The sequence below is a fragment of the Kineosporia succinea genome, assembly GCF_030811555.1.
GTDB classification, from domain to species: Bacteria; Actinomycetota; Actinomycetes; order Actinomycetales; family Kineosporiaceae; genus Kineosporia; species Kineosporia succinea.
In genome coordinates, this window is the sequence record NZ_JAUSQZ010000001.1 from 1386684 (window position 1) to 1405384 (window position 18701).

General features: G+C 72.2%; 13 protein-coding genes. 6 read left to right on the plus strand and 7 right to left on the minus strand.

Going from position 1 to position 18701, the window contains the following annotated elements:
- Positions 1 to 13: 13 nt before the first annotated feature.
- Together J2S57_RS06215 and J2S57_RS06220 are read right to left on the minus strand one after the other, a co-directional pair.
- A complete protein-coding gene (locus tag J2S57_RS06215; protein ID WP_307239318.1) occupies positions 14 to 607 on the minus strand; it encodes an LOG family protein in 594 nt (197 codons plus the stop codon).
- Positions 608 to 682: 75 nt separating this feature from the next.
- The gene (locus tag J2S57_RS06220; RefSeq protein WP_307239320.1) at positions 683 to 1477 is read right to left on the minus strand and encodes an LOG family protein; all 795 of its coding nucleotides are present in this window, start codon (positions 1475 to 1477) and stop codon (positions 683 to 685) included.
- 168 nt (positions 1478 to 1645) lie between these two features.
- Here J2S57_RS06220 and J2S57_RS06225 point away from each other — a divergent pair, with 168 nt between their 5' ends.
- Positions 1646 to 5536, plus strand: coding sequence for a GGDEF domain-containing protein (locus tag J2S57_RS06225; protein ID WP_307239323.1), 3891 nt, complete (start codon positions 1646 to 1648; stop codon positions 5534 to 5536).
- Between the two features lie 570 nt (positions 5537 to 6106).
- On the plus strand, positions 6107 to 6559 hold the full coding sequence (locus tag J2S57_RS06230) for a hypothetical protein (RefSeq protein WP_307239325.1): 453 nt from the start codon (positions 6107 to 6109) through the stop codon (positions 6557 to 6559).
- Positions 6560 to 6563: 4 nt separating this feature from the next.
- On the opposite strand, the gene dapE is transcribed toward J2S57_RS06230, so the two are convergent.
- Positions 6564 to 7673, minus strand: coding sequence for a succinyl-diaminopimelate desuccinylase (gene dapE, locus J2S57_RS06235; protein WP_307239327.1), 1110 nt, complete (start codon positions 7671 to 7673; stop codon positions 6564 to 6566).
- 97 nt (positions 7674 to 7770) lie between these two features.
- On the opposite strand from dapE, the gene dapD reads away from it, so the two are divergent.
- Positions 7771 to 8799, plus strand: coding sequence for a 2,3,4,5-tetrahydropyridine-2,6-dicarboxylate N-succinyltransferase (dapD, locus tag J2S57_RS06240; RefSeq protein WP_307239328.1), 1029 nt, complete (start codon positions 7771 to 7773; stop codon positions 8797 to 8799).
- A 560-nt stretch (positions 8800 to 9359) separates the two neighbouring features.
- Positions 9360 to 10217, plus strand: a complete 858-nt coding sequence (locus tag J2S57_RS06245; protein WP_307239330.1) for a hypothetical protein — start codon at positions 9360 to 9362, stop codon at positions 10215 to 10217.
- 65 nt (positions 10218 to 10282) lie between these two features.
- Here the strand turns inward: J2S57_RS06245 and J2S57_RS06250 are convergent, their stop codons facing one another.
- From J2S57_RS06250 to fdxA, 3 genes are all read right to left on the minus strand, one after another.
- Complete coding sequence (locus J2S57_RS06250) at positions 10283 to 11578, minus strand: citrate synthase (RefSeq protein ID WP_307239332.1); 1296 nt, start codon at positions 11576 to 11578, stop codon at positions 10283 to 10285.
- 78 nt (positions 11579 to 11656) lie between these two features.
- Positions 11657 to 12796: a succinyldiaminopimelate transaminase gene (gene dapC / locus J2S57_RS06255; RefSeq protein ID WP_307239334.1), complete on the minus strand. Its 1140-nt coding sequence runs from the start codon at positions 12794 to 12796 to the stop codon at positions 11657 to 11659.
- The gene (fdxA, locus tag J2S57_RS06260; protein WP_307239336.1) at positions 12793 to 13116 is read right to left on the minus strand and encodes a ferredoxin; all 324 of its coding nucleotides are present in this window, start codon (positions 13114 to 13116) and stop codon (positions 12793 to 12795) included. Before fdxA ends, dapC begins: the two co-directional genes overlap by 4 nt.
- A 125-nt stretch (positions 13117 to 13241) precedes the next feature.
- On the opposite strand from fdxA, the gene J2S57_RS06265 reads away from it, so the two are divergent.
- Positions 13242 to 14279: a GNAT family N-acetyltransferase gene (locus tag J2S57_RS06265; protein ID WP_307239338.1), complete on the plus strand. Its 1038-nt coding sequence runs from the start codon at positions 13242 to 13244 to the stop codon at positions 14277 to 14279.
- Positions 14280 to 14316: 37 nt separating this feature from the next.
- Here the strand turns inward: J2S57_RS06265 and J2S57_RS06270 are convergent, their stop codons facing one another.
- Positions 14317 to 18147 carry a response regulator gene (locus J2S57_RS06270; protein ID WP_307239340.1) on the minus strand — a complete coding sequence of 1277 codons (3831 nt, stop codon included), beginning with the start codon at positions 18145 to 18147 and terminating at the stop codon, positions 14317 to 14319.
- A gap of 159 nt (positions 18148 to 18306) precedes the next feature.
- Here J2S57_RS06270 and J2S57_RS06275 point away from each other — a divergent pair, with 159 nt between their 5' ends.
- Positions 18307 to 18687, plus strand: coding sequence for a response regulator (locus J2S57_RS06275; RefSeq protein ID WP_307239342.1), 381 nt, complete (start codon positions 18307 to 18309; stop codon positions 18685 to 18687).
- Positions 18688 to 18701 lie beyond the last annotated feature (14 nt).

Consider the following 18701-nt stretch of genomic DNA (forward strand, 5'->3'; position numbering starts at 1 on the left):
GGAGCGGGGACGGTCACGGGGCGGACTCCACCTGGTCGGTCAGGGTGGGTGTGGTGCGCGAGGAGCCGAGCCCGGTCTCGATCGCGGTCAGGGCCTCGTCGACGGACGCCGTCCACACCAGTGCGCCGGCGGCCTCGTCGGAGAGGAACCCGGCCGCCGTCAGCGAACCGATCAGCTCGCGCAGCGGCCCGAACACCCCGGTCGGGTCGAGCACCACGACCGGCTTGGCGTGCATGCCGAGGGTCGCGGCGGTCCACACCTCGGTCAGCTCCTCGAGCGTGCCGATGCCGCCGGGCAGGGTGAGGAAGGCGTCGGCCTCGGAGTCCATGCGGGCCTTGCGGCTGCGCATGTCGGGCGTGACGACGAGCTCGTCCGAGTCGTGGTCGGCGACCTCGCGGTCGAGGAGCGCCTGCGGGATCACGCCGATGGTGTGCCGGCCCCCGTCCCGCACGGCCTGGGCCACCGCGCCCATCATCGACACCGACCCACCCCCCGAGACCAGGTCGTGGCCCCGGGACGCGATCGCGGCCCCGACCTCGGCGGCGAGTTCGACGTACCGGGGATCGATCCTCAGGGACGACGCGCAGAAAACACAGATCCGGGCCACCGGGCCATTGTCACCCGCTGCTTCGGGCGGGCGCGCCCGGGACCGGTGCGGCGGCGTGTTCGGGGGTTCGGGCGTTCAGGCCCCCGCACCCGGCGCCGGGGCGGCCGCGTGCTCGGCGCGCGCCGCGGACATCAGGGCCACCGCCTTCTCCACGTCGTCGGTGATCGTGAGCAGGTCGAGATCGGCCTCCTTGATCATGCCGCGCTCGAGCACCGGGCCGGCCAGCCAGTTCTTCAGGCCCTGCCAGTAGTCGGTGCCCAGCAGCACGATCGGGAACGAGGTGACCTTCTGGGTCTGCACCAGCACGAGCGCCTCGAACAGCTCGTCGAAGGTGCCGAACCCACCGGGCAGCACGATGAATCCCTGGGCGTACTTGACGAACATGGTCTTGCGGGCGAAGAAGTAGCGGAAGTTCACGCCCAGGTTCACCCACGGGTTCAGGCCCTGCTCGAACGGCAGCTCGATGCCCAGCCCGACCGACACCCCGCCGGCCTCGTGCGCGCCCTGGTTGGCGCCGGCCATCGCGCCCGGGCCCCCGCCCGTGATCACCGCGAAGCCGGAGCGGACCAGCGCCCCGCCGACCTCCTGGGCGAGCGCGTAGTCGGGGTGCGAGGGCTGGGTGCGGGCCGAGCCGAAGACGCTGATCGCCGGGCCCAGCTCGGCCAGGGCCCCGAAGCCCTCGACGAACTCGGCCTGGATACGCATCACGCGCCAGGGGTCGGTGTGCACCCAGTCGCTCGCGCCGCGGCCGTCGAGCAGCCTCTGGTCGGTCGTGGACTCCGGCACCAGGTCGCCACGGAGTGTGGTCGAGCCCGAGGTGTGCTCGTCCTTGCCCATCAAGGGGCTCGTGCCGTTCGTTCGCGTGCTCATCGACCTGAAGGTAGGCGCTGACCGGGCCCCTGTCCTAGCCGAACACCACCGACATCACCCGTCTCGGCCGTCACGAATCGTCAGGACTGGTGACGCTGAGCCCAACACCGGGAAATTCCGGCCCAGTCCACTCGAGCCGTGAGCTCAAACCCGGATAGTGTGCGGCACGTGCGCGGTCTGCCGGAGGAGTTGACCCGGGACGGCGTGTCTCCACTGGCGGACGTCGAGAAGCTCGTCGTCGAGGGCCGGTACGGGCGCGCTGATCTCGCTCTTCGGCGACTCGAAGCGCTGATCCCGAGTCTGGCCCAGACCGCCGACGACGAGACGCTCCTGCTGGCCCTGTACGGCCGCGCGGTTCTGCTGCGGCGCCTCGGCGGTGGGCACCAGACCGCCATCGCCGCCTGTGACGTGCTGGAACGCGCCGCCCACGAGCGCCAGGCCGGCCTGTGGGCCGCGATCGCCTGCGCCGCCCGGGCCCAGTTCCGCGTCGACTCCGGCGACATCGGCGGGGCCACCGCCGACCTGGCCAAGGCCGATGCCGCGCTGGCGGGCGACGACCTCACCGGCGAGGGCGGCTACCGCCTGCTCAACGGGCTGGCCGTGGTCTACGCCGGGTTGCGCCTGCAGGACCGGGCCGACGAGGTGCGCACCCGCATCGAGCACACGGTGTCCTCACGCGGCACCCTCGACCGGGCCGAGCACTGGGCCACCTGGGCCACCGAGCTCGCCGCCCGCGCGATGGAGCCGCTGGCCGGCGGTGCGCAGGACCCGCAGCAAGAACTCATGAGCCGCGCGGTCGAGCTGGCCGCCAAGGTCGACAACCTGCCCGAGGACGAGGTGCCCGGCACCCTGCGTCGCGGCGCCAACGGGGTGCGTGCCTTGGCGGCCGCCTACCGCGGCCGTCCGTCGGAGGCCCTGCGCCTGCTCGGGCCCGACGCCTTCGGCACGGTCGGCGACCTGCCCGCCGCCGAGCGGCAGATCGTGTCGCTGGCCGCGATGCGCGCCCACGCGCTGGTCGGTTCGCTGGCCACCGCCCGCAGCCTCGACGACGCCGCGATCGCCCCGCCCGCCACGCTGCCCAACCTGGTGCTCGAGGTCTGCCGCACCCGTGAGCGCCTCTGGCTCGAGACCTACGCCAACGGCGAGGTCGTGCCGGTGCTGCAGCGCATGACCGAGCTGCTGGTGCGGCTCGGCTGGCGCGGCATGGACCTGGTCGCCGACACCGCGCGCCAGGCCCTGGAGCACCAGGCGCTGCGCACCGAGAGCCGCACCGACCAGCTGACCGGGGTGGGCAACCGCCGCGCCCTCGACGAGGAGCTGCGGCAGCTGCTGCGCTTCGGTTCGCTGCCGCTCGCGCTGATCCTGGTCGACGTCGACCACTTCAAGGAGATCAACGACCGCTTCACCCACGTCGTGGCCGACGAGGTGCTGCGCCGGGTCGCCGCCAGCCTGAGCCTGCAGCTGCGCACCGACGACCAGCTGCTGCGGTACGGCGGCGACGAGTTCGTGGTGCTGCTGCCCGGCACCGGCGACGAGGAGGCCAACCAGGTCGCCGAGCGCATGCGGGTGGCGGTCGACGCGCGGCCCTGGAACGAGCTGGCCGACGGTCTCGAGGTGACGATCACGACCGGCTGCGCCGCGGTCTGGTCGCTGTCCGGCCGGCGTCCCGACGCCGACGCCGAGAAGCTCTTCCGCCGCGCCGACGAGCGCCTGATGGCGGCCAAGCGTGAGCGCCCGGGCGACGCCGAGGTGCGCTCGCTCTACACCGGCCCGATCAGCACCGGATGGGACGACGACACCGACGACGTGGCCGCGGTCTCGATGCCGCCCACGCCCACGCACCGCACGCTGGGGGCCGAGGTGGTCGGGCCGCACAGCCGTCCCGGTTCCGGGCCGTCGGTGCCGCAGGTGCTCAACGGTGGCCGCCGGGCGACCGATCCCGGTCTCGACGAGAACGCGGCCCGCCCGAGCACCCCGGTGAACGGCACCGATCTGCGGCTCTCCGCCGCGATCAACCCGTCGCCGGCCGAGACCGCCGGTCCGGCAACGTCTTCCGGTGAGAGCCGGCACGGCAGCGGTACCCCGTCGGACGCGAGCCCGGCCGGGGCCGGCACGCCCCGGGCGGGCAGCCGCCGGTCGCGCCGGGCCGCCCGGGACGCCGAGGCCGCCTCTCCCGTCAACGGGGTCCCGGTGGGGCACCCCGCCGATGCCGCGGCCGCCGCGGCCTCGGCCCGGCAGGCCGAACAGACTCGACAGGCCGAGCAGGCCCGGCAGGCCGAACAAGCCCGGCAGGCTGAGCAGGCCCGGCAGGCTGAGCAGGCCCGGCAGGCTGAGCAAGCCCGACAGGCCGAACAGGCCCGGCAGGCCCAGGAACGTGAGCTCCGCGAGAAGGAAGAGCGCGAGCGCGTCGAGGCGGAGGCCCGGCAGCTGGCCGAGCAGGTCGAGCGGGAACGCCGCGAGGCCGAGGCCCGCGCCGAGGCCGAACGCCGCGAGCGGGAGCGCCAGGAGGCGTTCGCCCGGGCCGAGGCCGAGCGTGTGGAGCGGGAGCGTCTCGAGGCCGAGCGCCTGCGGGTAGAGGCGGAACGCTTGGAGCGGGAGCGTGTCGAGCGCGAACGCGCACGTCTCGAGGCCGAACGTCGCGAGCGCGTCGAGGCGGAACGTCGCGAGCGTGAGCGCCAGGAGGCCGCGCGGATCGAACGCGAGCGCGTCGAGGCCGAACGTCGCGAGCGTGAGCGCCAGGAGGCCGCGCGGATCGAACGCGAGCGCGTCGAGGCCGAACGCCGTGAACGTGAACGTCAGGAACGCGAGGAGCGGGCCCGCCGGGAGCGCGAGGCCGCCGAGGCCCGCGCCAAGGCCGAGGCCGAGCGCCGGGAACGCGAGCGCCGGGAACGCGAACGGCTCGAGCGGGAGCGCAAGGAGGCCGAGGCCCGGGCCGAGGCCGAGCGGATCGAGCGGGAGCGTCTCGAGGCCGTGCGGCTCGCCGCCGAGCAGGCCGCCCTCGCCGAGAAGGCCGCCCAGGCGGCGAAGGCCGAGAAGGAGCGCCTGGAGCGGGAGCGTCAGGCCGCCCTGGCCAAGGCCGAGGCCGAGCGCCTGGAGAAGCAGCGCGCCGAGCGGGAGCGCCGGATCCACGAGGCCCGCGAGCGCGCGGCCGCGGCCCGGCGTGAGCGTGAGGTGCGGGAGCGGGCCGAGCGCGAGGAGGCCGAGAAGGCTGCCCGCGAGCAGGCCGCGCACGAGGAGTCCGAGCGCCGTCGCCTGGAGGAGGTGCGCCGGGCCGCCGAGGAGATCCGCCGGGAGGCCTACGAGCGTGCCGCCAAGCTGGCCGCGTCGGCGTCGGGCACCAGCAGTACCTGGTCGACCGCCCAGGGCCCGGCCACCGGGGGCTGGATGATGCCGTCGTCGGCCTCCGCGATCGAGGCGCCGACCACGCCGGGCGCGCCTCGTCCCGACCTGACACCGCCGCCGGCCGAGCCGCCGCGTGACGACCCCGACCGCCGGTTCCAGGAGACCGCGGCCCAGATCTACCGGCCCGACCCGAACCTGGGCCCGTCGACCGAGACGATCCGCGCCCTCAGCGACCCGCTGAACGACCCGCTGCCGTCGTCGGGCTCGTCGTACTCCAACTCCTCGTACGGCAACGGTTCCGGATACCCGCCCGGCGATTCGTACTCCGGCGGCTCCGGCAGCTCCGGCGGATCGAGCGGTTCCCACGGCTCGGGCAGCTCCGCGTTCGGCGGCTACGGGAGCAGCCCGGCGTACCCGCCGGCTCCTCCGGCGCCCACGCCCCCTCCGCCCGCCGCGTCCACGCCGCCGCCCTCGTCACCGTCGCCCTACAGCAACGTCCCCGAGGAGCCCTGGCGCCCCGCCGCGAACGACCCCTGGGGCCAGGGCACCCCGGGCGGCCAGAACGGCTGGCAGGACGACGACGATGACGACCCGGACGCGTCCGACCAGGGCCGTCTGCCCGGCACCGGCCGTCGTGACAAGGCGGGCCCGTCCACGTCGCGGCAGGCGATCATCGACCTGTCCGCGCGCCGTCGGCACCGCGGTTCGGGCGACTAGGAACCTGATCGTGGACGCGTCGGTCACCTGACGCACCCACCTCACCTCCGCGGCGCGGCCCCGGTGAGAGTCCGGTCTCCGTCGAGGGACACGACGGCCCGGGAGCAGACCTCCCGCCCACGGACGCTTCGTCACCGCCGCGTCCAGCTCCCCCGGCGGGGAAAGCGAGCCCGCGCCGGTGATCCCGCACGTGACCGGGCAGAGGGGACGCCGGCCGCCCGCCCGAGGTGGGGGCGACGCGTGAGGCGACCGCCGCGTCCCTTAATTTCGGGACCGGCCCCCCTTGAGCCGTCACCGCCCCGAGAGACTCTCGCACCCACATCCGGCTCACTTCTTAACCACCCGCATCCGGTGATCTCGCTGTCCACCCTCCTCGGCGAACGCCTGCTGCACTCTTCCAGTGCGCAAATGGGCATATTGCGCTCTAATCACTCTTGATTAAGCCTATGTGTGAGCACGGCGTAACAGCGCGGTACGAACGCGGGGGATGCGGTGACGGTGGGTGGAGCCATTCCGGCTACGCGGAGCAGTTCAGAGGCCGGCGACGGTGACGGGCGGAATCGAGACCTGATGACAGAGCAGCAGACCACCAGCGGCAGCCGGCTCGACTCCAAACCCGACCGGTCGAACGACCGGTCCGCGGACACCGCACCCCAGGCGTCCCGTCCCTCACTGAACCGTCAGGCACCGCGCACCCCGATCTCGCAGCCCATCCAGCAGCAGCCGCCCATGCAGTGGACGGGCCGGCTGGAGTTCGACCTCACCGACAGCCGCGGCTGGCGGGTCGGCACCATCGAGGTGGTCGTGCGCATCGACACGGTCACCCTCTGGTACGGCAACCGCACTCTCGCCGTCATGCACCGGGAATCGTTCAAGCACTGGCTGATCCGGCCGGTGGTGCCGTTCGAGTTCGACGACGTGGTGTGGTTCATGCAGGGCACCACCACCTGCCTGACCATCGACGGGGCCAACTCCTACGCGGTGCCCGACCCGATCGTCGACCACCTGTTCGCGGTCGCCTGAGCGATCAGCCGGTGAGGTACCGCCGCAGCGCGTCCAGGCAGGTCGTCAGGTCGCTCTCCGGGCAGTGCTCGTCGTCCTTGTGCGCGAGCGAGGGGTTGCCCGGGCCGAAGTTGACGGCCGGGATGCCCAGGCCGGAGAACAGGGCCACGTCGGTCCAGCCGTACTTCGGGCCCGGCGTGCCGCCCACCGCGGCCACGAAATGGGCTGCGACGGGCGCGTTCAGGCCCGGGCGGGCCGCCGGGGAGGCGTCGGTGACGGTGACCTCCCAGGCCCCGAACAGCTCCCGCAGGTGCGCCTCGGCCTCGGCGAGCGACTTGTCGGGGGCGAAGCGGTAGTTGACCAGCACCGAGCAGCGGTCGGGGATGACGTTGCCCGCGATGCCGCCGGAGATGCCGACAGCGTTGAGGCCCTCGCGGTAGACGAGCCCGTCGACCTCGATCTGCCGCGCCCGGTAACCGTTCAGCACGTCGAGCACCGCCCCCGCGTGGTGGATCGCGTTCGAGCCCATCCACGACCGGGCGGAGTGGGCGGCGGTGCCGGTGGTGGTGACCTCGACGCGCATCGTGCCCTGGCACCCACCCTCGACCACGGCCGAGGTCGGCTCCCCGAGCACCGCGAAGTCGGCCTGCAGCAGCTCGGGACGCTCCCGCGAGAGACGGCCCAGGCCGTTGCGCACGGCCTCGATCTCCTCGCAGTCGTAGAAGACGTAGGTGACGTCACGCGTCGGCTCGGGCACCCCGGCGGCCAGGTTCAGGGCGACCGCCACCCCGCCCTTCATGTCGACGGTGCCGCGGCCGTGGATGACGCCGTCGAGGGTGCGGGTGGGCAGGTTGCCGGCGATCGGCACGGTGTCGATGTGCCCCGCGATCACGACCCGCTCGGCGCGGCCCAGCTGGGTGCGGGCGACGACGCAGTTGCCGTCGCGGATCACCTCGAGGTGCGCCACCTCGCGCAGCGCGGCCTCGACGGCGTCGGCGATCGCCTGCTCGTCACCGCTCACCGAGGGGATGTCGCACAGGGCGCGGGTCAGGTCCGCCACGCTGCCGGTCAGGTCGAGCTTCGCGACGTCCGGGGCGGGGTCGGTCAGGTCCGGGCCGGGGGTCGCGGAAGTCATGCGCCGGAGCCTACCCGGCACCGCCCCGGGGACCGGGCGGTGCCAGGGGCGGACGAGGAGGTCGGGGGCCATGGCTGCCACCCGTAGGATGCAGCCCATGACCGAGGTGAGTTCCACGTCCCCCACGACCGCTTCCAGCCCCCGCCTGGCCTGGGGTTATGGCCTGGCCAGCAGCACCGAGGCGGGCGTCGTGCTGGACACCTGGTACCCCGCGCCGCAGCTCGGCGAGGCCCCCGAGGACTCCCCCTACGCCGTGCCCGCCGACCTGGCGTCGCTCGAGGGCACCGACCCGCACCGCAAGGTCCGGCTGCACGTGGTGCGCACCGTCATCGACCTGGACGCGGAGCCCAAGGACACGCCCGACGCGTACCTGCGCCTGCACCTGCTCTCGCACCGCCTCGTGCGCCCGAACACGATCAACCTGAGCGGCATCTTCGGAGCCCTGCCGAATGTGGTGTGGACCAACCACGGCCCCTGCGCGGCCGAGGACTTCGAGGCCACCCGCCTGCGCATCCGGGCCGGCGGCGGGCCGAACACCCGGGTCGAGGTGACCGGGGTGGACAAGTTCCCGCGGATGACCGACTACGTGCTGCCCACCGGCGTGCGCATCGCCGACGCCAGCCGGGTGCGCCTGGGCGCCCACCTGGCCGAGGGCACCACGGTCATGCACGAGGGCTTCGTGAACTTCAACGCGGGCACGATCGGCCACTCGATGGTCGAGGGACGCATCTCGCAGGGTGTCGTGGTCGGTGACGGCTCCGACATCGGCGGCGGCTCGTCGATCATGGGCACGCTCTCGGGCGGCGGCAAGGAGATCGTGTCGATCGGCGAGCGCTGCCTGCTCGGTGCCAACGCCGGTCTGGGCATCGCACTGGGCGACGACTGCATCGTCGAGGCCGGGCTCTACCTGACCGCCGGCACCAAGCTGCTCCTGCTGTCCGACCCGGGCAGCGGCGAGTTCGCGGGGGCCAGCCAGGAGAACCCGAAAACGGTCAAGGCGCTGCAGCTCTCGGGCGCGAACGGCCTGCTGTTCCGCCGCAACTCGACCACCGGCGCGGTCGAGGCACTGGCCCGCACCGGGGGCTCGTTCTCGTTCGAGCTGAACGCCGCCCTGCACGCGAACTGACCGCAACCGGCCTGAGCCGAACTTTTCCGTGATCATGCGCGTTTCACCCGACATCGCCCCCGGCTCCGGCCCGGGCGCAGGGGTGGGCCGCGCATGATCACGCACAGAGGGAGGGCAAGCACATCTCCGACAGGCACCGCACGACCGGCACCGGCCGCGCCGCGGCACCCGGGCCCGGCGCGGAACCCGAGTACGGCGCGGAACCCGAGTACGGCACGAGGCACCAGGACGACGCGGACGACACGTTCGGCGCACCTCCGCACGCCCGCCATCCGGACGACACCGCACCCGGATCCGGTTCCGGCGCCGCGTCTTTCCCGGAAGGCGACCACGACGTGACCCCCGCCGACCCGACCCGGCCGATGCCCGCCGGAGGGCCCCGCGCAGGCACGCCCCGGCCGAAAAGGCCGACGGGCGGCGCGAACCGGCCGTCCGGGGGATCCCGCAAGCCCACCGACCCGGGTCGCACCCGACCGATCGCGACCGACCGACGCAACCACGTCGTCCATCCGAAAAAACGTCGCAAGAGCCCCTTTCGAGGGCTGCTCATCGGGCTGACCGTGATCCTGCTGACCGCGGGCATCGCCGTCGGCGGGGCCTGGGTGTGGCTGAAGGGCGCCGTCGGGCCGATCGCGATCCGGCAGATCTGCACCGGCGAGTTCAGCAACGGCGACCGCACCACCCTGGAACTCGACCAGGCCAACAACGCCGCGATCATCACCGGCATCGCCGAGAAGCGCGAGTTCCCGGTGCGGGCGGCCACGATCGGCGTGGCCACCGCCATCCAGGAGTCCAAGCTCCGCAACATCACCTACGGCGACCGCGACTCGGTGGGGCTGTTCCAGCAGCGCCCCTCACAGGGCTGGGGCACGCGCGAGGAGATCCTCGACCCGATCTACTCGGCCAACGCCTTCTACGACGCCCTGGCCAAGATCGACAGCCTCGACGACATCACCATCACCGAGGCCGCGCAGAAGGTGCAGCGCTCGGCCTACCCGGAGGCCTACGCCGACCACGAGCCGGAGGCCCGGATGATCGTGTCGCCGCTGGCCGGTTACTCCCCCGGCGGCTGGAACTGCGTGGTGAAGGAAGACGACACGCTCACCGCGCAGGAGCCGGGGTCGAGCGGATTCACCGAAAGAGCCGCTGCCGTGCGTGAAGCCGCCGGCGAGGAGCTCGGCCGCAGCAAGCCCGACGTCGACGCCGCCGGCACCGGCCTGACCTACACCGTGCCCAAGGCCGCCGAGAACCGGCACGCCTGGGCCCTCGGCTCCTGGGCCGTGGCCCGGGCCAAGGAACTCGGCGTCAAGCGGGTCGCCCTCAACGGCTACACCTGGAGCCGGGCCGAGTCCGGCGACGGGTGGGTGGAGACCGACACCGGCCTGGGCACCCGCGACGTGACCATCACGGTGTACTGAGCCGAACCCGGTGCTGAACCGAAGGCCCGGTGATCACGCAGATCACCGGGCCCTTTTCACGTACGTCAGCGCTCGCTGATCCCCAGGTACGGACGCTCCGTGGCGCCGATGTAGATCTGCCGCGGACGGCCGATCTTGGTCTGCTTGTCTTCCATCATCTCGCGCCACTGCGCAATCCAGCCGGGCAGCCGGCCGAGGGCGAACAGCACCGTGAACATCTTGGTCGGGAAGCCCATCGCCTTGTAGATGAGGCCCGTGTAGAAGTCCACGTTCGGGTACAGCTTGCGCTCGATGAAGTAGTCGTCGTTGAGCGCGATCTCCTCGAGCCGCAGCGCGATCTCGAGCAGCGGGTCGTTCACGCCGAGCCCGCGCAGGATGTCGTCGGCGGTCTTCTTGATGATCGCCGCGCGCGGGTCGTAGTTCTTGTACACGCGGTGCCCGAAGCCCATCAGCCGGACGCCGCCCTCCTTGTTCTTCACCTTGTTCATGAAGGTGTCGGGGCCGTCGGGCGAACGCTGGATCTCTTCGAGCATCTCCAGCACGGCCGAGTTGGCGCCGCCGTGCAGCGGGCCGGACAGTGCGTGGATGCCGGCCGAGACCGAGGCGAACAGGTTGGCCTGGCCGGAGCCGACCAGCCGCACGGTCGACGTCGAACAGTTCTGCTCGTGGTCGGCGTGCAGAATGAACAGCAGGTCAAGGGCTTTCGCGAGCACCGGGTCGACGTCGTAGGGCTCCGCCGGGAAGCCGAACGTCATCCGCAGGAAGTTCTCCACCAGGTCGAGCGAGTTGTCCGGGTAGAGGAACGGCTGACCGACCGACTTCTTGTAGGCGTAGGCCGCGATCGTCGGCAGCTTGGCCAGCAGCCGCACCGTGGCGAGCTCGATCTGCTCGTGGTCGCGGATGCTCGTGCTGTCGGGATAGAACGTGCCCAGCGCCGACACCGCGGCCGAGAGCACCGGCATCGGGTGCGCGTCGCGCGGGAAACCGTCGAAGAACCGCTTGAAGTCCTCGTGCAGCAGCGTGTGCCGCTGAATCCGGTGGGTGAAGTCCTCGAGCTGCGACGGGGTCGGCAGCTCGCCGTAGATCAGCAGGTAGCTGACCTCGATGAAGGAGGACTTCCCGGCCAGCTCGGCGATCGGGTAACCCCGGTAGCGCAGGATGCCCTGATCGCCGTCGATGTACGTGATGGCCGACGTGCAGGACGCGGTGTTGGTGAAGCCCGGGTCGAGCGTGACGTAGCCGGTCGTGGACAGGAGCGATGCGACACTCACCCCGGAGCCGCCCTCGGTGGCCCGGGTCACCCCCAGGTCGAGTTCGCCGCCCGGGTAGTTCAGGGTGATCTGTTCGGATCCGTCGGACATGAAGACGCTCCCACGCTGGTGTCTGGGTCCAGGGTCTACGGACCTGTGCCCCGGCGGGTTCGCCGGGGACACACGGCCTTAACGCAAGTTACCCCTCGTTGATCCGAGTGAGCCATCCGGACCAGCTGCGCGGCTAGCGAGTTGCGCCACTCTTTCATCACTGACGGTCATGGCGATGCGCACGTGGCGGGCGCCCGCCGGGCCGTAGAAATCTCCCGGTGTGACGAGGACCCCACGGGCGGCGAGGTCTTCGACGGTGTCCCAGCAGGGTTCGTCGCGGGTGGCCCAGAAGTACAGCCCGGCCTGCGAGTGATCGATCTTGAAGCCCTCACCGGTGAGCCACTCGCGCATGAGTTCACGCCGACGGCGGTACCGCTCACGCTGCACGGCGACGTGCTCGTCGTCGTTCAGGGCGACCCGCAGGGCCTCCTGCACGGGCCAGGGGACGATCATCCCGGCGTGCTTGCGGATCTCCAGAATGCGGCGCACCAGAACGGGATCCCCGGCCACGAAGGCCGCGCGGTAGCCCGCCAGGTTGGACTGCTTGCTGGTGGAGTAGACCGCCAGCAAGCCCTCGTGCGAGTCGCCACACACGCGCGGGTCGAGGATGCTCGGCACCTCGACGCCGTCCCAGCCGAGCTCGGCGTAGCACTCGTCGGAAGCCACCACGGCGCCGATCGAACGGGCCCAGTCGACGACCTTCTTGAGGTGTTCCACCCCCAGGACGCGACCCGTCGGGTTGCCCGGCGAGTTCAACCAGACCAGCTTCACCGCGGAGGCCTGCGGCCCGACCTGGGCCGTGCCGTCGGCGGCCAGTGGAGTGGCTCCGGCCAGCCGCGCACCCACGTCGTACGTGGGATATGCCACTTGGGGATGCATCACAATGTCGCCGGCGCCCAGCCCGAGAAGGGTGGGCAGCCAGGCGACGAGTTCCTTGGAGCCGATGGTCGGCATCACGCCGTCGGGGTCGACACCGGGCGCGTTGCGACGCCGGGCGAACCAGCCGGCCACGGCCTCGCGCAGCGGCGGGGTGCCGTAGGTCTGCGGGTACCCGGGAGCGTCCGACGCGTCGGCCAGGGCCTGACGCACCAGCTCGGGCGTCGGGTCGACCGGGGTGCCGACCGAGAGGTCGACGATGCCGCCCGGGTGCTGCCCGGCCCTGGTCTTGTACGGGGCCAGCTTGTCCCAGGGGAAGTCGGGCAGCACCGGGCCGGTCATTCCCCGGCCTGCGGCGGGAGCGCGACGATGAACGCGTGGTCCTTGTTGATCAGGCCCATCTTGGACGCGCCGCCCGGGGAGCCGAGGTCGCCGAAGAACTCGACGTTGGCCTTGTAGTAGTCGCCCCACTGGTCGGGCACGTCGTCCTCGTAGAAGATCGCCTCGACCGGGCAGACCGGCTCGCAGGCACCGCAGTCCACGCACTCGTCGGGGTGGATGTACAGCATCCGCTCCCCTTCGTAGATGCAGTCGACGGGGCACTCCTCGATGCAGGCCTTGTCCTTCACATCCACGCAGGGCTGCGCGATGACGTAGGTCACGTCGGGTCCTCCTGGTAGGGCGGCCCTGGTCGCTCTCCAGGGCCGGTCGTCGCCGGGGCTCGCTAGGGGCCCGGCTTAGTATCTCTGATTCACCGGCAGAGTGTCGTCGAAGGGTCTCGCGGGCTATGAAGCCGTCCTCCGCGCAGGAGTGGGCGCAGTACGTCGGATCACGGGTGGTCGTGCGGCACCGGGCCCCCGACGGGTTGCGTGACCTGCTCGGCGAGCTGGTGTCGGTCACTCCTCAGAGCCTCGAGATCGACGGACGCGGCGGTCCGGTGAGCGTGGATCTCACCAGCGTGGTGGCCGGGAAACCGGTACCGCCCAGGGCCGCCCGCCCCGCTCCCCCGCACCTGGCCCCGAGCGTGGCCGACCTGCAGCTGACCATGGCGAAGCACTGGCAGGCGGCCGAGCAGGACTGGCTGGGCGGCTGGCTGCTGCGGGCCAGCGGCGGCTTCACCAACCGGGCCAACTCGGTGCTGCCCGTCGGGGAACCCGGCATGCAGCTCGACGTCGCGGTGGAGGAGGTCGTGGACTGGTACTCCGAGCGCGGCCTGAAGCCGGTCGCGATGCTGCCCGAGCCGGCGGCCGACGACGGTGACGCCGACCAGCTGCGCAACGCCGCGATCGCGTTCGCCCAGGCCGGCTGGACCCGGCTGCCCGACAACACCACCGCCGTGCTGACCGGTGCGACCGGTGAGCTGCGCGGGCTCTCGCCCCGGCTGGGCGGCCGGCCGCTGCCCGAGGGCCTGACCCTCGAGCTGGCCGACGAACCCGATCCGGCCTGGCTGGAGCAGTACCACTACCGCGGTCAGGCCGTGCCCGAGCACGGGGTGCGGCTGCTGACCTCGGCGCCCCGTCAGGTCTTCGTGTCCGTCAGATCGGCGACGGGGGACGTGGTGGGCGTCGCCCGTGGGTCGCTCGCCGACACCTGGACCGGGCTGGCGGGCATGGAGGTGAAGCCCGAGCGGCGACGGCAGGGTCTGGCGAGCGCGCTGATCGGCACGGTCGCCGAGTGGGGCTGGTCGCTCGGGGCCCGCTCGCTCTACCTGCAGGTGGTGGAGTCCAACGCCGGGGCGCGGGCCACCTACGACCGGGCCGGGTTCGCCTTCCACCACCGCTACGACTACGTCACGCCTCAGGTTCGGGCAGACGTCAGACCCTAGGTCCGGGCAGGCGTCAGGCCCTAGCTTCGGGCAGGCGTCAGGCCTTGGGTTCGGGCAGGTTCGCGGCCAGGTCGCGCAGGTGCACCCGGGCCGCGTCGAGGGCCACCTCGAGGTCGACCATCAGCTGGCCGCAGCGCCCGGCGTGCCCGGCCCGGGCCTCGGCCTCGATCTGCCGGGCGATCTCGACCACCCGGACCGTGCCCAGGTTCAGCCCGGCCCCGGCCAGGCTGTGCGCGTGCAGGTAGGCCGCCTCGCTGTCGTCGGCGGAGACCGCCAGGCCGAGGCGCTGGAACAGGTCGACGGTGCGGGACAGGAACGACGAGACGATGTCGCGCACCAGCTCGACCTCGAACTCGGTTCCGTCGCCGAGCAGTTCGGCGATCCGGGCGTCGGTGTCGGCGATGTCCTCGGGCACGGGGGTCTCCTCCACCAGTGACTCCGCCACGGGTGTGGCCTGTCGGGGTACGGCCGGGGCCATCGTCATGACGGTGACGTGCTCCTGGTCGCGCACGGCCGCGAGCTTGTCCCGCACGGCCGAGTAGTGCTGTTCCAGCGGCTGGGTCCGGCCGTCGCGCCCGGGCGGCGGAGCCTCGGCGTCGGTGCGCAGCCAGCGGTTCAGCGTGGCCTGCAGGGTGGCCGACCGCACCGGCTTGGCGATGAAGTCGTCCATGCCGGAGTCGAAGCAGCGCTGCCGGTCGGCGGCGAACGTGGCCGCGGTCATCGCGATGATCGGGACCGTGCGCGTGGCCGGGCGCCTGCGTAGCTCGACGGTGGCCGTGTAGCCGTCCATCACCGGCATCTGGCAGTCCATCAGGATCGCGTCGTAGGCGTGCTGCTCGGTCATCGTCAGGGCCTGCTCACCGTGCCCGGCCACGTCGACCTGGTAGCCCAGCTGCGACAGGATGCCCAGCGCCACGGTCTGGTTGATGTCGTTGTCCTCGACCAGGAGCAGGCGGAAACCACCGCGCACCGGGGGTTCCGGCTCCGGGACGGGGTCCGGCTCGGGCTCCGGCAGCGACTCGTCGACCACCGGGGCCGGTTCGGCCGCCGGCAGCGCGACCCGGGTGAGGGCCCCGAACAGGTCGGACTGGCGCACCGGTTTGGTCAGGTGCGCACTGATCCCCAGCGCCGCGGCCTGCTCCGGCCCGACCACCTCGTCCGAGCTCACCACGATCACGGGCAGCCCGGCCAGCGCGGGCACGGCGCGGATCTGCTCGATCAACGCCGCCCCGTCGCGCCCGGGCATGTGCATGTCGACCACGGCCAGGTCGTAACCCCCGGCCGGGGCGGAGCGGTTGGTCAGCAGGTCCATCGCCTCGTCGGCCGACCCGGCCGCCACCGGGCGCATCCCCCAGCGGGTCATCTGGGTCTGCATAACCAGGCGGTTGACCTCGTTGTCGTCGACGATCAGCACGGCCAGGCCGCGGGCGTCACGGCCGCGCACCGAGCGGCCCCAGTCGGCGGCCGGCGCGAACACCAGCTCGGCCACGAACGTGGCGCCGTGCCCGGGTTCACTGGTGGCGCGGATGGTCCCGCCCATCAGGTCGGCCAGGCGGCGGCTGATCGACAGCCCCAGCCCGGTGCCTCCGTAGGCCCGGCTGGTGCCCTCGTCGGCCTGCCGGAACGGCTCGAACAACAGGTCCAGGCGGGCCGGCTCGATCCCGATGCCGGTGTCGGTGACCGCGAAGTTCACCGCGACCTGGCCGTCCGACCGCGGGCGGCCGGGCGTCACCGAGATCGAGACCCCGCCGTGCTCGGTGAATTTCACCGCGTTGTGAGCCAGGTTGAGCAGGATCTGGCGCACCCGGCCGGGGTCACCGTTCAGCGCGAACGGCACCCCGGTCTCGTAGTCCACGCTCAGCTCCAGCCCCTTGGCCGAGGCGTTCTGGCGCACCAGGGTGACCACGTCGTCCACGACGTCCTCGAGGCGGAAGTCGACCCGGTCGAGCAGCAGTCGCCCGGCCTCGATCTTGGAGAAGTCGAGGATGTCGTTGATGACGGTGAGGAGGGCGTCACCGGCGGTGCGCACCCCCTCCACGTAGCGACGCTGGGTCTCGGTCAGCGGGGTGCCGAGCAGCAGGTCGGTCAGGCCGATCACGCCGTTCATCGGGGTCCGGATCTCGTGGCTCATCGTGGCCACGAACTCGGACTTCAGCCGGGACGCCTCGACCGCCTGGTCACGGGTCTCGGACAGCGCGTTCTGCAGTTCCTTCTGCTGCGTGATGTCCCGGCCGACCGCGTAGATCAGCCGGCGGTCCGGGTCGGAGGCGGCGGTCCACAGCAGCGTGTGCACCTGCCCCTCGCGCGCGAAACGGGTCTCGAAGGTGGCCACCCCGGGCTCGGTCACCAGGCGGGCCAGCTGCTCGGACACCCGGCGCTGGTCGTCGGCGTGGAAGGCCTCCTCGAACCGCAGGCCCAGCAGCTGTTCCGGGCCGATCCCGAGCGAGGCCGCCCAGACCGGGTTGGTCTGCACCAGACGCCCGGTGAAGTCGGCCACCGCCATGTAGTCGGTCGAGAGCTGGAACAGCTGCTCGACCTGGTCGCGGGCGCTGAGCCGGTCGGTGACGTCCTGCAGCGAGCCCCAGATCTCGGGCTCGCCCTCGGTGCGGCGCCGGAAGTTGCACTCGACGATCCGCCGGGTGCCCCCCGGGCCGCGGGTGCGGGCCAGGAACACCTGCTGCTCACCGGTGTTCACCAGGGTGGCCAGACGGGTGGCGGTGTCCGGCTCGCTCTCCGCCACCAGGAACGGCGCCAGCTCGCGGCCGACCAGGTCGTCCCCCGCGATGCCGAGCAGCTGCTCGGCCGCCATCGAGCAGAAGTCCACCAGGGCGTCCGCGTTCAGCCGCAGCAGCACCCCGGGCGAGGAGTCGGCGAGATCCCGCATCCGGGCCTGGTTCTCGGTCAGCGAGCGGTTCGCCGCGAGCGCGGTGCGGTGCGCGCGGCGACGCAGCGAGACCACCACGACCGCGGCCGCCAGCAGCACCGCCGCGGTGCCGAGCGCCACGGCCCGGAAGAACACGGCCGGGCGCATCGCGGCGGCCTCGGACTCCTGGGCCACCACCCGCCAGCCGTCGTCGTCCGCCCAGCCGTCGCCGGAGACCGCCCCCTCCTGCGAACTGGCGCCCACGATCTGGCCGTTCGCGTCGAGCACACTGCGGGCCCGGGCCACCCGGGCGGCCTCGGACAGGTGCGCGGGAGCGGCCCCGTCGCTGTCGGCGACCAGCTGCCCGGAGGCGTCCACCACGCTCAGCCGCACCCCGCGTCCGTGCGCGTAGGCGTCCACGTACCGCTGGAAACCGGTGAGATCCCGCACCATCCGGACGTATCCGTACGCGGGCGGGTCGATGGCGAGGAGCGGCACGGTGACCGCGACGACGTCCTGCCCCAGCACCGGGCTGCGATACACCGACGAGATCGCGTAGCCGCCGTCGTCCGGCAGCCCGGGCACGCTCGGCTGGGCGGTCAGGTCGTATCCGTCGGGCACCCGGTCGGGCAGGTCACGCAGCACCCGCCCCCCGGCGTCCAGCACGGCCACCGAGAGCACGTCGTCGCCACCCACCGCCCTGAGGGTGCGCAGTGCATCACCCACCCCGTCGCCGTCGAGGGGCGCGGTCAGGTCCGCCTCCTGCGACACCGAGCCGATGATCGCGGCGAGCCCGGCGTTCTCGGCCCGCAGGAACACGTCGGCCAGGTCGGCGGTGTTGCGCATCTCGCGCTCGGCATTGGTGCGCACCATGCGGTCGTAGGCCACCACGGCAGCCACCGCGGGCACCACGACCAGCACCGCGAGCAGCAGCAGGCCGACGGCAAAACGGAGCCGTCCGGGCCGCTCCCGGGCCGAGGAGGCCAGGCTGGTCGCGAGGGTCACCCACGGCGTTTCGACAGCCCGGGCGCCCGGGTGAAGTAATCGGCGTCACTTCCTCAAGGCGGTCACCGGCGGGCCGTCGGTTTTCTCAAGATCGCCGCTCGCCGCGCCGAGACAACCACCGAGTACGACAGCGGTTACTACGGTTTGAGGTGGCGTGAGATGGCCCGGGTGCTGGTGGTGGACGACGATCCCGACACGGTCCGGATCGTGACCTTCAGGTTGCAGTCGAACGGGCACCGGGTGATCGGGACGACGTCGGCGAAGACGGCTCTGCAGGCGGTCGCGGAGCGGGGCCGGCCGGACGTCGCGATTCTCGACGTGACGATGCCCGAGATGAGCGGGATGGAACTGCTGGTGCACCTGCGGGCGATGGAGGGCAGCGACAACCTGCCCGCGATCTTCCTGTCCGCGCGGGTTCTCGACGACGACATCGCGGCGGGCAAGTCGATGGGTGCGACCTATCTGACCAAGCCGTTCATCGCGTCGGCGCTGCTGCGCGCGATCGACGAGGCGATCGTGCCCACGTTCGACTCCTGGTAACAGCTTTCGAATGG